Origin of the sequence: Pseudobacteroides sp. (assembly GCF_036567765.1) — a bacterium.
Classification (GTDB): Bacteria; Bacillota; Clostridia; order Acetivibrionales; family DSM-2933; genus Pseudobacteroides.
Window position 1 is genome coordinate 1 of sequence record NZ_DATCTU010000035.1, and the last position, 14,014, is coordinate 14,014.

The 14,014-nt window shown below is 37.6% G+C and carries 13 protein-coding genes and 1 pseudogene; 2 read left to right on the forward strand and 12 right to left on the reverse strand.

Features of this window, described 5'->3' with window-relative positions; translation table 11 throughout:
* Window positions 1-650 precede the first annotated feature (650 nt).
* On the forward strand, window positions 651-1,040 hold the full coding sequence (locus tag VIO64_RS06440; RefSeq protein WP_414705240.1) for an S-layer homology domain-containing protein: 390 nt from the start codon (window positions 651-653) through the stop codon (window positions 1,038-1,040).
* Between the two features lie 87 nt (window positions 1,041-1,127).
* Here the strand turns inward: VIO64_RS06440 and VIO64_RS06445 are convergent, their stop codons facing one another.
* The 12 genes and pseudogenes from VIO64_RS06445 to VIO64_RS06500 form a co-directional block, all read right to left on the reverse strand.
* Window positions 1,128-1,601 (reverse strand): hypothetical protein, encoded by a 474-nt coding sequence (locus VIO64_RS06445; protein WP_331916345.1) that lies wholly within the window; start codon window positions 1,599-1,601, stop codon window positions 1,128-1,130.
* A gap of 199 nt (window positions 1,602-1,800) precedes the next feature.
* The gene (locus VIO64_RS06450; protein WP_331916347.1) at window positions 1,801-2,556 is read right to left on the reverse strand and encodes an ABC transporter permease; all 756 of its coding nucleotides are present in this window, start codon (window positions 2,554-2,556) and stop codon (window positions 1,801-1,803) included.
* Complete coding sequence (locus tag VIO64_RS06455; RefSeq protein WP_331916349.1) at window positions 2,553-3,314, reverse strand: ABC transporter ATP-binding protein; 762 nt, start codon at window positions 3,312-3,314, stop codon at window positions 2,553-2,555. Before VIO64_RS06455 ends, VIO64_RS06450 begins: the two co-directional genes overlap by 4 nt.
* Window positions 3,315-3,329: 15 nt before the next feature.
* The gene (locus VIO64_RS06460; protein ID WP_331916351.1) at window positions 3,330-3,680 is read right to left on the reverse strand and encodes a DUF1048 domain-containing protein; all 351 of its coding nucleotides are present in this window, start codon (window positions 3,678-3,680) and stop codon (window positions 3,330-3,332) included.
* 9 nt (window positions 3,681-3,689) lie between these two features.
* Window positions 3,690-4,037, reverse strand: a complete 348-nt coding sequence (locus tag VIO64_RS06465; protein ID WP_331916353.1) for a DUF1048 domain-containing protein — start codon at window positions 4,035-4,037, stop codon at window positions 3,690-3,692.
* Window positions 4,034-4,360: a PadR family transcriptional regulator gene (locus VIO64_RS06470; RefSeq protein WP_331916367.1), complete on the reverse strand. Its 327-nt coding sequence runs from the start codon at window positions 4,358-4,360 to the stop codon at window positions 4,034-4,036. The genes VIO64_RS06465 and VIO64_RS06470 overlap by 4 nt, the downstream gene beginning before the upstream one ends.
* A gap of 190 nt (window positions 4,361-4,550) precedes the next feature.
* A complete protein-coding gene (asnS, locus tag VIO64_RS06475) occupies window positions 4,551-5,945 on the reverse strand; it encodes an asparagine--tRNA ligase (protein WP_331916355.1) in 1,395 nt (464 codons plus the stop codon).
* Between the two features lie 101 nt (window positions 5,946-6,046).
* The gene (gene asnA / locus VIO64_RS06480) at window positions 6,047-7,069 is read right to left on the reverse strand and encodes an aspartate--ammonia ligase (protein WP_331916357.1); all 1,023 of its coding nucleotides are present in this window, start codon (window positions 7,067-7,069) and stop codon (window positions 6,047-6,049) included.
* A gap of 263 nt (window positions 7,070-7,332) precedes the next feature.
* Window positions 7,333-7,914 carry a carboxypeptidase regulatory-like domain-containing protein gene (locus tag VIO64_RS23050; RefSeq protein ID WP_414705241.1) on the reverse strand — a complete coding sequence of 194 codons (582 nt, stop codon included), beginning with the start codon at window positions 7,912-7,914 and terminating at the stop codon, window positions 7,333-7,335.
* Window positions 7,912-9,294: pseudogene (locus VIO64_RS06490) on the reverse strand (glycoside hydrolase family 5 protein); the annotation flags it as partial. The gene VIO64_RS23050 and the pseudogene VIO64_RS06490, both read right to left, overlap by 3 nt.
* 373 nt (window positions 9,295-9,667) lie before the next feature.
* Window positions 9,668-10,396 carry an AAA family ATPase gene (locus tag VIO64_RS06495; RefSeq protein WP_331916359.1) on the reverse strand — a complete coding sequence of 243 codons (729 nt, stop codon included), beginning with the start codon at window positions 10,394-10,396 and terminating at the stop codon, window positions 9,668-9,670.
* A gap of 320 nt (window positions 10,397-10,716) precedes the next feature.
* Window positions 10,717-12,237 (reverse strand): hypothetical protein, encoded by a 1,521-nt coding sequence (locus tag VIO64_RS06500; protein WP_331916361.1) that lies wholly within the window; start codon window positions 12,235-12,237, stop codon window positions 10,717-10,719.
* 324 nt (window positions 12,238-12,561) lie between these two features.
* Here VIO64_RS06500 and VIO64_RS06505 point away from each other — a divergent pair, with 324 nt between their 5' ends.
* A complete protein-coding gene (locus tag VIO64_RS06505; RefSeq protein WP_331916363.1) occupies window positions 12,562-13,707 on the forward strand; it encodes a CsxC family protein in 1,146 nt (381 codons plus the stop codon).
* Window positions 13,708-14,014 lie beyond the last annotated feature (307 nt).

Here is a 14,014-nt window from a genome sequence, read left to right on the forward strand (position 1 = left end):
GCCATGCCCTTTTTTATTTGCTCTGTCGTAACAATATACTTTTTTCAAAGTTCAATAAGGTTTTTTACCTTGTTTTTTATGAATCAAACCTGAATTTTTGTTTTCAAGCCAATTACCAGTTACTTTTCGAAACTATACATATAGATATTACGTTAGATAGAAATATTTTTTCATAGCATATTTATTAAGCTAATATTTAAAAATAATTCTTGCTAATAAAAGAAATACAATATATAACGTAACAAATAATATAATTTACTACTAAGTTGAACTAATTTCTGAGAATTAGAATATTTAGAAACATGGCTTGTTAATTATAATCATAAAAAAAACACAGAAAGGCTATCTGGTATTAGAAAAACCTTTACTTATCAGTAAACTAAAAGCTGCATTCCTTCCCAAAGAAATAATCAACGAATAACACTACTTTGGCAAAATATATTGTCAATAATATATTTATACTAAAACCGAAATTCTCCCAAAAATAATACCACATATATCATTTAATTGTCAAAGGTTAACATAGTTTATAATGTTAGTAATAGATTTTTAGAAAATAGTAATACAAAGAACTCCCTTAACCCAGCAGTTCACCGACAAACACTACAGCGCCTACACCTACTGCAACACCAAAGCCTGCTGCGGGTGATATATCAAGTCACTGGGCAAAGGAATACATAAACGATCTTATATCAAAAGGAATTATAAGCGGCTATGCAGATGGTACAATCAAGCCGGATCAAAACATTTCAAGGGCTGAACTTGCAGTTGTAATAATTAAAGCCTTAGGACTTAAGCCTTCTGCTGATGCCAAACTTGATTTTACAGATGCAAAGAGTATCCCTTCATGGGCATTAAGCTACATTGCATTGGCAAAAGAAAAGGGAATCATTCAGGGAAATGCTGACAAGACATTCTTGCCAAATAAGGAATGCAGCAGGCAGGAAGCACTAACAATGATCATGAGAGCATTTAAGCCAGGAAGCAGCATAACCAGAGCTGAGTTGTTTACTGTATTGTATAAATGCATAAAAAAATAATGACTTAGAATGCACTAATTAGTCATAATATGTTACAAAATTCAAAAGCCAGCTGATATTTCCCATCAGCTGGCTTTTATACATCATTTAATTCCCAGTAGCATAGTGGCCTGAAAATTGAACACCCAGCAACTCTTCAAGGGCTTTAGCCAAATTATCACTGTAGCCTACATATTCCACTATCAGGTTCCACTTCTGATAAAAGTGGGGGTAGCCCGCCCATGAAATTTTATTATTGCCGATTGTACAGCCTCCACTATCAAAGTTATTCTTATACCCCTCAGCTTCACTAACACTTGAAAACTGATGAGTTATAACTTTTTCATCATTTATATGAAATATTGTTCTTTTCCCTGGTATATAATCGCTTTCTCCCTCAATTTCTTCAGAAGTAAAGACGACTTTCTTTTCCTCTAGAAATTTTTTTAGCTCATTAACACCATCAATGTCTTTACTTTCTTGAGATATTTGAATATATTCTACATCACTAAATCTCCCACACGCAGTAAATCCAAGCACCAGCAAACACAGCAAAACAAAAATAAATGTATTAGTTCTCATAATATTCCTCCTTATAAATAATATATTATGACGAACATAAATACAAAAAGTTCCAAAGAAGTCAAAACCTCAGACATAAAAATTCCCTTACAATTTAGTTGAAATATGGAGATACTATGAACCTATAAGCAGGACTAAAAGAGTATGAAGAAATAGATGAAAACGGCAATATTGTGTATAAAAACGAATCTATATGACTTCATATCCTGCGTCCATATGCCTTCATCGCAAATATGCAGGCAACAACCATGGTACCGACACACCACACGAGGGCTATCCAGATATCGTTTCCTACGGGTTTGGAGTTCAACAGCGAGCGAATCGACTCAACAATTGACGTTACAGGCTGATTCTCAGCAAATACGCGGACAACGGTTGGCATTGTTTCTGTCGGAACAAAAGCTGAACTGAGAAAAGGCAGGAAAATCAATGGATATGAGAACGAAGACGCACCCTCCATAGATTTTGCAGTGAGTCCCGGAATGACCGCGATCCATGTCAGTGCAAGCGTGTATAGTGTGAGTATTCCTGCTGCCGCGAGCCAGTTAAGTATTCCCGCACTTGAACGGAAGCCCATAATAAGTGCAACAAGGATAATAATAACGACTGTAAGCATATTGGACACAAGAGAGGTCAGCACATGACTCCACAGGACCGACGAGCGGCCTATAGGCATAGAATTGAACCGCATGAAAAGCCCTTTCTGCTTATCCACAAACATACGAAATGCTGTGTAGGCTATGCCGGACGCGATGGCCATCAGCAGTATGCCCGGCAGTTGGTAATTAATATAATTGACATCAGCACCCATACTCATTTTTACTGCACCACCGAACACGTAGACAAACATCAGCATCATCGCAATCGGCGTTAGTGCGACAGTGATAATCGTGTCCGGGCTCCGTAATATGTGCTTCATTAAGCGTCCGGTCAGTACGCTAGTATTGTTTTTCATTTTGTTTGACCTCCTTTACCAATGATCGCGAGGAAAATCTCCTCGAGTGTCAGCTGTTTTTCAATGTATTCTTTTTTTGCGGGCGGGAACAGCTTTTTAAGTTCTTCAAGCGTTCCGTTAGCGATAATTTTGCCCTCGTTCAGGATCGCGATTTTGTCGGCAAGCTGCTCTGCTTCATCCAGATACTGCGTTGTAAGTAGAATAGTTACGCCTTTGCCTGCAAGCTTCTTAACGGTTTTCCAGACCTCAAGTCGCCCCTCCGGATCAAGTCCGGTTGTCGGCTCGTCAAGAAAGATAATGGAGGGCGTTCCTACAAGGCTCATCGCTATATCCAATCTGCGCTTCATGCCTCCGGAATACGTACCCGCTCGTTTGTTTGCCGCGTCAGTAAGCCCAAAGTGCTTGAGTAAATCGTCGGCAACTTGGGCTGGTTTGGGAACACTCCTTAGCTTTGCGACCAGCATAATGTTTTCACGTCCGGTCAATATCTCGTCCACAGCGGTGAACTGCCCGGTCAGGCTGATATTTTCGCGTACCTTTTCCGGCTGATGCGAAACATCAAAGCCGCAAACGATCGCGGTTCCTCCATCAGATTTCAGAAGTGTCGAAAGGATGTTCACCACCGTAGTCTTGCCCGCACCGTTAGAGCCGAGCAATGCGAAAATCTCACCTGGCATCACCTCAAAATCCACACCCTTTAGGACTTCTGTGTCCTTGAAAGACTTTCGCAGACCTTTCACTTCAATTGCCTTTTCCATCCCGATATCTCCCCTTTACTTATGTTTATCTATAGACTTTTTTATGGCCTTGTAAACTTCTTGATCAACAGATTCTTGATAGATGTCAGAATAAGTTTTTGAATCTTTAATTAGATCATCGCAAAAAGCCGCTACGTCATTGCCTGTCACTTCGAGCACGCCTTTCCCCAAGGCCGTGCCCTCTTCAAAAAGATCGATAATCCCCGAAAGCAAACCCGTCCCGTCGTTTAGCTCAACAGGGCCAACCTTGAAGAGATATTTTTGAATCTCTTTATAAACAATCTGATAATCTCGCGGGAGTGCTTTGACACGTGCCATATGTGCTCGCCACTCTTTTTTGCCTTTGATGATATCTTGTATTCTCATTTTATCCTCCTATTTACCTAATTTTTTAGCGATATTATTATTAAGTTGCTCTCTCCACTTGTCGCGAAAAGAATTTGCCCCATCGATGCCGGCCAGTGTTGAACAGAAGCCTTTGATATCGTCACCCAAAACCTCTTGGACACTCTGACCTTCCGCCGCCGTTTCTTCGAGTAGTCCAAGCACACCGTCAAGAATTGGCATGAGGTTGCGGCCGGTGAAATCCGAATGCGACCAAAGATTGGCATTAATTTTTTCCCATGCCGCTTGGTAATCAGGTGGCAGTTTTTTGGCTCGCGATTCAAAAGTTTTCAATTCTTTAGTTATGTCACTGCCCGTGATTTTTTCCCAAAAATTCATCGTTTTTTCTCCTTTAACTCATTAATTTTTGATGATACGAACTCCCACTTTTCCCAAAACTTTTGTAGTTCATTGTGCCCTGCGTCGTTGAGTGCGAAAAACTTTCGCGGTGGCCCCATATCGGATGGCTTTTTCGTAATTTCCACCAACTTGTTTTTCTCAAGCCGCACCAAGATGGTATATACTGTCCCATCCACAACGTCCGAAAATCCAAGAGCGTTCAGCCGCCGCGTGATCTCATAACCATAGATTTCCTCATGGCTTATGATTTCAAGGACACAGCCCTCCAACACACCTTTCAACATTTCCGTTAGGTTTTCCAGTGTAACCCCCTCCTTGCTATTTTGTATTACCTGTATTCTGTATCACTTGTATTCTGTATTACTTACTACAAGTATATAGTATCACAGAATAGTAAATTAATCAATAGATAGACATTAAAAAAACAGCTATAGCTTCGTAACCACGCCATAACTGTTCATTTATTATTCACTTATAATTCATATTTATCACTTAGAACTCTGCTGAATTAACCGTTCTTGGGAACGCAACAACATCTCTTATATTTGACATGCCTGTAATATACATTATAGCCCTTTCAAAGCCCAATCCGAATCCGGCATGCTTTGTTCCTCCATACTTTCTTAAATCCAGGTACCACCAGTAGTCATCCTTGTGAAGTCCCATCTCTTCCATTCTCTTTTCCAGCAAGTCAAGTCTTTCTTCCCTCTGGCTTCCTCCTATTATTTCACCTACTCCCGGAACTAAAAGATCCATGGCTGCAACTGTTTTGTTGTCATCATTCATTCTCATATAGAATGCTTTTATATCCTTGGGATAGTCGGTAACAAAAACAGGCTTTTTGAATATCTGCTCTGTAAGATATCTCTCGTGTTCTGTCTGAAGATCTGATCCCCACTCTACAGGGTATTCAAATTTGTCCTTCTCTTTCTTCAAAAGCTCAATTGCCTCAGTATATGTTACATGTGCAAATTTGGAGCTTACAATATTATTAAGTCTTTCAAACAATGTATTATCAACGAAACTATTAAAGAATGCCATTTCCTCCGGTGCATTTTCCATGCAGTAGTTTATTATAAACTTCAACATGTCTTCTGCAAGTTCCATGTCATCCTGAAGGTCTGCAAAAGCAATTTCAGGCTCTACCATCCAAAATTCGGCAGCATGTCTTGCGGTATTGGAATTCTCTGCCCTGAAAGTCGGCCCGAAGGTGTATATATTTCTGAAGGCCATACAGTATGTTTCGCCTTCTAGCTGACCGCTTACTGTAAGGTTGGTTTCCTTTCCGAAGAAGTCCTTGCTGAAATCTATTTTGCCGTCTTCGGTTCTGGGTAGATTATTTGAGTCGAGGGTAGACACTCTGAACATCTGGCCCGCACCTTCAGCATCACTTCCGGTTATTATGGGCGTATGAACATATACAAAGCCTCTTTCCTGAAAGAACTTGTGTATTGCATAGGCTGCAAGAGACCTTACCCTGAATACTGCTGAAAAAGTATTGGTTCTAGGTCTTAGATGTGCTATTGTCCTTAAATACTCAAACGTATGACGTTTCTTTTGCAGCGGATAATCGGGCGTTGAAAGTCCTTCAATTTGTATACTGCTTGCTTTGAGTTCAAAAGGCTGTTTTGCATTGGGTGTTTCAACAAGCGTACCTTGGACTGTAATTGAAGAGCCAACAGGCATCTTTGTTATTTCTTTAAAATTGGCAATACTGCCTTCTTCAAAAACAATCTGAAGGTTTTTGAAGAAAGACCCATCGTTAACTTCAATAAACCCGAATGTCTTTGAATCCCTTAGTGTTTTAACCCAACCTGAAACGGTTATTTCCTTGTTAACATAATCTTCCGCCTGTCTATATAGGCTTTTAATCATTGTACTTTTCATATTATCCATTAACCCCTTTGTTAATTGATATTTTAACCCATATATTATGCAATATACATTACTTTTGTATATTGCATAATATAAAGTATTCATATTCTTAATTATAACAATTTTATATTTGCCTTATCGCAAACTTCAATCATTGAGTCCGGCCATATGGAAGCCTGTACTTCACCTATATGGGCCTTCTTCATAAAGTACATGCACAATCTTGACTGGCCAATTCCTCCTCCAACAGTATAAGGAAGCCTTCCTTCCATCAAATCCTTATGGAATTTCAAGCGTTTGCGGTCTTCGCAACCAGCCTCCTTAAGCTGACTTACGAGTGAATCCTCATCCACTCTTATTCCCATCGATGATATTTCAAAAGCTCTATTTAAAACAGGGTACCATAAAACTATGTCTCCGTTAAGTTGCCAATCATCATAATCAGGAGCTCTTCCGTCATGTTTGATACCCGACTTTAAAAGGCCTCCTATCTTCATAACAAATACTGCCTTCTTTTCTTTTGCTATAGCATCTTCCCTTTCCTTAGATGAAAGAGCAGGATACATATCTTCAAGTTCCTGGGTAGTTATGAAGGTGATTTCATCCGGTAAAATCTTAGGTATTTGAGGGTGCATTTCACAAACAAAATCTTCAGTTTTCTTAACTGCACCATAAATCTTCCTTACAATGCTCTTTAATGTATCAACATTTCTGTCCTTCTTTTCAAGAACCAGTTCCCAATCCCATTGGTCAACATAAATTGAGTGAAGGTTGTCAAGGTCCTCATCTCTTCTTATGGCATTCATATCGGTGTATAAGCCCTCACCCACCTTGAAGTCATACTTACCGAGAGCCATACGTTTCCATTTTGCGAGAGAATGTACCACTTCTACAGTATCTCCCCCAATTCCCTTAACGTCAAAAGCAACCGGTCTTTCTACTCCATTGAGGTTATCATTCATTCCGGTTTCCGGCTTAATAAATAAAGGGGCGGAAACCCTGCTGAGGTTAAGCACTTTTGCCAGTTCATTTTCAAAATTGTCTTTTATCTTCTTAATGGCATCCTCTGTCTGTCTAACAGATAGAATTGGATCATATTTTTCAGGTATTATAAGTCTGTCATTTTTCTCTGCCACAATATTTCCTCCTCAACGCACTTAAATAGTCAATTCACATTATATCACCGTTTTATATGCATTTCCACAAAAAGGTGAGATTGATTCAAATATTTATCTGGTATATCTGATAATTATAGATAACGAATTATAAAGTTATATATCAGTTCGTTATCTATAATTACAAAAACAGAAAGGGCCATATTCATAATTATATTATGATACAGCCCTAAAACCGACAACTTTATCATGCCTGCCGATTAAATATTATAATTATTCTTAACTCAAATTACAGTCGGATAATCAGCCGATGTCTTATTAAAGTTTTTAGCCAGTATAATAACATCCGACATATTTATGCTGTTATCCTTATTAAAATCCGCATATGTTAAAAATCCTGCATCTGCTGAGGTCTTGTTGAAAGCCTTTGCAAGTTCAACAACATCCGCAATATTTATAGAACTATCCTGTACACCTTTCACAGGTATATCACCTGCCCAGATATCCAGCGGAGAAGTTTCTTTGGATATCTCCTTGTTACCGTTTACAGCAACTGATGTGATGGTCCTTTCAAGGTATCCGGCCTTTCCTATTTTAATTGTATAGGTTTTGTTGCCAGGTACATTCTTAATCTCAAAATAACCCTTTTCATCAGTTAATGCACTTAGACCTGTACCATCCAATTCAACTTTAAAACCTTCCAAAACGCTGCTGCTTGTGTAGTTAAATATCGGTTTTATATATCCTGAGACAGTAAAGCCTGTGTTATTGCCTGATGTTGGGGTTGGGCTGACAGGTGTAGGCTTTGTAGGCGTTGGTGTAGAAGTTGACGGCGTATCGCTTGGAGCTTCTCCTGTTGTTGTCACACCGTTTTTACCTAAAGGTATTTTGTGGTCAAGACCAATAAACTTTCCTGCACTGTTTCTCCATAAAGTAGGCAGTAAATAGTTGTCGTATTTATTGTCATTCCACTTAAGGTCCCTTCCTCCAGGGAATGCGGTTCCCTCTCCGCGGGTCAGCAATCCGCCGGTATCTGCCGAGTCAATGTTTATGCACCAGAAGGTATGGTGCAACTTAAATTTGTTTTCTATGATATAGTCTCTCATAGCTCTCAAATACTTCTTATTAACATCAAGAAGCTTATCGCTGCCTTCAGTGAGTCCTCCCCATTCTCCAACAAGCAAAGGAGATATTCCCTGTTCCATTATATATGCCCAGTTGTCCCTCCAGCATTCCTCATATAAGATTTTTTTAGCTGTAGCATCATTTGCAGTTACAAACTCCCCTTTAAACCACTCCTGCTCATATACTAAAGGGCCGTAGTCATGTGGTGAATATACAAGCTGCTTCTGATACTTACCTAAGTTAATGGGATAATCCTTTACACCCCTAAGGTTCCCTCCCCACCAGTTGCCATAGTATTCATTTTTCCCTGTCCATGGGCTAGTATCAATCTCTGCATCATCCCATTTCCCATCTTTAGGATAAATCTCAACACCCTCAACAAATATTAATATATTGGGGTGTACATCCAGTATCTTTAACGCAGTTTCCTGAGCTACTCTTTTCCAGTTGGTTGCCCTATTTGAATCATCCCAAATTGCACTTTGTGAAATAATTTTGAGGGTACCGGTATTTGTGTGAGGCTCATTTTTTAGGTCAAAACCTATTACTGTATCATCATTTTTAAAATGGTTTGCTGCCCAAACCCAGGCAGATTTAAATATTTCTTCTGTTATTGTACCCTTATACCAAACCGGATGTGTATGACCCATATTATCTGTTTCTGCACTATGTACGTCAAGTATAACTTTTATACCTACCCTTTTGAAGTTTTCCAGCATAAAGTGAAACAATTCATAACTGTTTAGCCCTTTTAGTGCTTCATTGTTGTAGCTTGTATCTGTTGAAATTGGATATTCACCTTTGCTCCATGCATATAGTAAATCTGTTGCGATAGGCAATCTCACAACGTTTATACCCTTATCCGCCACAATTTCTATGTCTGCTACTATATTGCTGTGATATGAATCCAGAAGCATCCTCTCCCTGCAGTTGAATCCAAACCAGTTTGCACCGGTTAACCAAACCTTATTGCCATACTTGTCAACAATATTGGTACCTTCTACGTGCAGCCAGTCATCATTGGCATCAGCTTCAGCTGCCGCTGCAGTCATTGTCATACCTGCAGGTATGCATGAGGTAATAAGTGCTATTACCAAAGACAAAATAAAAAACTTTTTCATTTCCTTTTCCCCCTAAAACTAACTGTTCAAAATTAAGTAAAACTTTTTTAAAGCATTTCTCTTTAAGGAAATAGTATAATAATCAGATTTGTATGTTTCTATGACTAGATTAAATGTGATAAATACAAGATTATTATCGCTTTTAATCATAATGATGTATAAGTGTGATAGATAAAATAGATTGTATCTATAATTTGAGTAAATGCATCTTTAATGTAACACAAAACACATTTTTAACTATTTTTTCTGTCACCCCCATAAAAATTTGTTTAACAAGCTAATATATTAAAGGTTTTAGAATATATGAAGAACTTGTTCCAGAACCATTTTCTACTATTAATAATACCATATAATTGACATAAGCACAATAAACCTACTCATCAAATAGATATTTTAACATCTTTTCAGGGTTGTCCAAAAATCGCTTAGTTAAAGTGTAATGCTCTGTTTTTTTATACTCGGTAATTTTAATATCATCATCTGTCAATTCAAATATATCCGAATTAGGATAAGCAAGTAAAATAGGCGAATGAGTTGCAATGATAAACTGGGAATTATTTTTAACCAATCTGTTAAATTCCGCCAGTAGTGTCATTTGACGAAGCGGAGACAAAGCTGCTTCAGGTTCGTCAAGAATGTACAATCCGTTTCCTCTAAACCTGTTCTGTACAAGAGCCATAAAGCTTTCGCCATGAGACTGATGGTGAAGAGATCTCCCTCCATACCCGTCAAGATTTAAATTCAAATCATCCACTTGTGTTGCAACATTATAAAAACTTTCGGCACGAAGGAAAAACCCGTCGCTTTCACGCCTTTTCCTGGATACTTTCACATATTGATGCAGGGTTGATTCTGTCGCCTTAGTAGAAAAATTAAAATTACGCGATCCGCCTTCAGCATTAAATCCTGCCCGTATGGCGATCGCCTCTAGCAAGGTTGATTTGCCGGTTCCATTCTCTCCGACAATAAATGTAACAGGTTTATTAAAATTCAGCTCCTTCTTATCAATAAGTTTTCTTATTACAGGTATATCCCTTATGTATGATGTATCATTAAAATCACTATTAAACAATACTCTTTCTATATATAAATTTAAGTTCACTCTCTTCACCGCCAAATCACTAATATTCTAAACACTTTATTCTTCTCCCACTCTATAACACATAATCAAGATTATTGACTCGATATTTGTCATATACACCGCCGTCCCAGCTTGATTCGGTGAAATAGCGGTCACCGTCTCTACCGAGCCAGAATTCTCTTGTTCATAATTCTATCTCCTTCAGTCATTACTTTCTTATTTAAATTATAGCAGAAATATTTAATTATGCCAAAAAAGAAGCTTCAAAGATCACCTCTGAAACTTCTTTCGATATGATGCTATTTTTTCTACGATGCCAGTTTTTCCACAATGCATAAATTTCAAGTTACTATTCGGCACTCTATAGACTGCCCATAACCTTTCTCCTCAAAATTTGCTGTATAACCCTGACTTTCAACTTCATATTCATAATTGAAATTAAAATCAATATCTTCTGCCATACTGTTTCCATAATCACTAAATGAATCAACTGTTTCAATTTCTTGAGTACCAGTATCCATTAAATCATACTCACCCCAGTTGTTATCCCAATCCAAACTATCTATTGTTTCATTAGCTATTTCAAGATCAAGTGCTTCAACTAAATCGCTTTCCTCAATATCAAACACATTATAATCCTCATATACCTCACCTTCATTGCCGGAAGATTCAATTTGAAAAATATCACCAGTTAGCAAATTAAGATTATTTTCCATTTCATTACTAGTGTTTTCTTCGTTAAAGTAATCTTCCTCTATGTAATATTTATCTTCTGCTATATTATCACTGACTAAACATTCAGCACTGTCATAAGCCGCAATTTCATCATTGTTGTCATTATCTGTAGTATAAATACTGTCAATATCTCCAGTTTCATTATTATCACTGTCCGTATTAAAGTTATAGTGATTATTTGTATTATATGTATTATCATTACTTTCATTATCTGTATTGTTGTTAATGTCATTATCTGTATTTTGGTTGCTGTCACTATATATATTCTCAAAACTTTCACTAAGTATCTTCTGCTCTTCACCCTCACTAATAATTGACCAAGAAACCTTTTGGTAATTCACCATATCATCCTGGTCGTGTGATTTGTCGCAATCGCTGTAATTGTCTTCTACAAACGTCCCGGCTTCACCTGACCATAAATTTTGCAAACTTGCTTCATAACTCAAATCGTTAAACCCTTCATTAGAGTAGGATTTTTTCTTACTACCCTTATTTCTTCTCTTCTTGCGTTTTACTGCCTTTTTAACCTCTTCAACAAAGTCTCCATTATACAGCTGGGCATCCAACATGTAACTGTCTTGTGAAATTATATCTTCTGAAGGCTCATTGTTCATAGCCTCGTTACGGTCTTTAACAATATTATTATCAGGTATACTGCTGTCTTTTTTTGCCCATTTCTTGTTATCCTTTTTTGTGTCTTGTTGGATTCCAAGATAAGACCCGAAGCATCTTTTTACCATATTTTCATTCCAGCGTATCTTCTTTGGATTATCATATATTTTTGCTTTTTGCATTTCATTTTCTTTTATTGTATTTTCCATAAAGTCTTTTAGACTAATATTGTGGGTATTTTCAGGTATGCTTTCTTCCACGTTTTCCTGCATGTCTTCAGATATATCAAGGGTTATATCCTTATCCACACAAACATTTTCAATGTTTTCCGAATTAAAACAATTATTCTCTTCTAAAACAATTTCATCATTTGTTATACCCTTTTCTTCCTCCATATTTGTATTGGATGCATTTTTCCTAGATCTGTTGTTGCGTAAATGTGCAGGCCAGGCACTACCCAAGCATTTTCTTTCCATCTCTTTATTCCAACGGATATAATTTGTTTTTGTTTTCATTTTCAAATGCACTTCCTATCAAATTTTAAATATATATTTTCTTATGTATTAATATATATATTTTTTATAAAATTTGTGTTAGTCATGATCCAAAAATAACTTCCGCTATAAATTTCGCTCATGTGTTGGCTTGACTCGTCAACACTCGCTCAAAAGCGGAAGTAATTTTTCATTCATGCCGTACTTAATGCATATTAAAAGGATATTGGCTTTCATAGAAATAATACAGGAACATAATGTAACAAAAACAGTCATTTACGCATACGATTATTAGTGTGTATATTTAAAATTTTCCTTATTTGAGGACGCATTGGAGGAATTAAAATGGAACAGACTACTAGTCATGTTGTCAGTACAAATTCGTCAGTACTTAACGCAACGACTCTTTTAGCTTCACCCAGCCAACCAAAGAAAGTTGAAGGCAAAAAGGTTCCTCTTGTGGGAAAAATTCCTGTTGTTATATCAGAAGCAGATGTACAGGTTTATGTTGATGCTACAATACAACTGGAAGAACCCGCATTAGAAATTACCAGGGTAAAAAAGAATGTCTTCCTTACCAGAAGCCAACTTTTACTCACAGACGACAAGAAGAGTGCTAAATTACTTATAAGCGGTTTTGTTAGAAACAGTGTAGAATACTCTACTGCAAGACATGTTGGAAACTCATCTGTAAGCGGAAAAATTCGTTTTACAGTTGTTAATATTCCATTTAAATGCTTTACCAAAGTTGATTTCATAACAGAGCCTGTAACTGCCAGCAATCCACAAGTACTTACTTCCTCAGCTATATCACCTGATGGCTATGGGAGCGATCAATACGCATTAAGCATTACTAATTCAGAAATATTGAATGAAAAAATTTACTGTGAACTGATTGAATCAAAGATCAGACAGGTAGATCTTAAAAAAGATGTTGAAGCATTAACTCAAGCTGGTGGAAGACTTACAAACGAGCGTACTTTCAGAGCATTTTTAGAAAGCATGGTTATTGAATTGAAATTGAGAGTAATGCAAAATCAAAGCGTCTTCATTTCACCAATAGGTATTGGAGCATCAGGTGATGGAAAATCCGGCGGTGGTAAAGGCGGCGATGACAAAAGCAACGATGGTAGAGGCAACGATGGTAAAGACGGCGATGGTAAAAACGGCGATGGTAAAGACGGCGATGGCAAAGGCGGCGATGGCAAAGGCGGCGACGGTAGAGGCAACGACGGCAAAGGCAACGACGGTAAAGACGGCGATGGTAAAGGCGGCGACGGTAAAGGCGGCGACGGCAAAGGCAATGATGGCAAGAGCGGCGACAGAGAAAAGTCCAAAGAAAACAAGGATCAAAAAGATGATGCTAGCAGATCTGATGAAAGTCACTCAGAAAACAATAATGACCCTCAATCTGATGATAAGTCAGATTATTCACAAGATAAAAAAAAGGAGTCACGGGATAATCAAGGCAACAATAAATGGGAAAACTAATTACTTAATATCTACCAGCATAATTAATTGAGTGAAAGACTTTTTAATGAACAAGCATAAAAAAGGAGCTGACCTTGAGCCAGTTCCTTTTAATTTTACATATATAACTCAAACTTCCTATATAAGAAAAGTACTTTCATAATATAATATTCATGACCACAATATTGATTTTGAGTAAGTCCCGAATTTCGTAGAAATTGAAGGTGGCAGTCCAGACGGTAGTTTGATAAACTATTGTTTGGGAAAAACAAAAACGAAAGGAGCTGCCACAATGAAATTATATCAGGTTGGATCAAAAAAGGGAAAG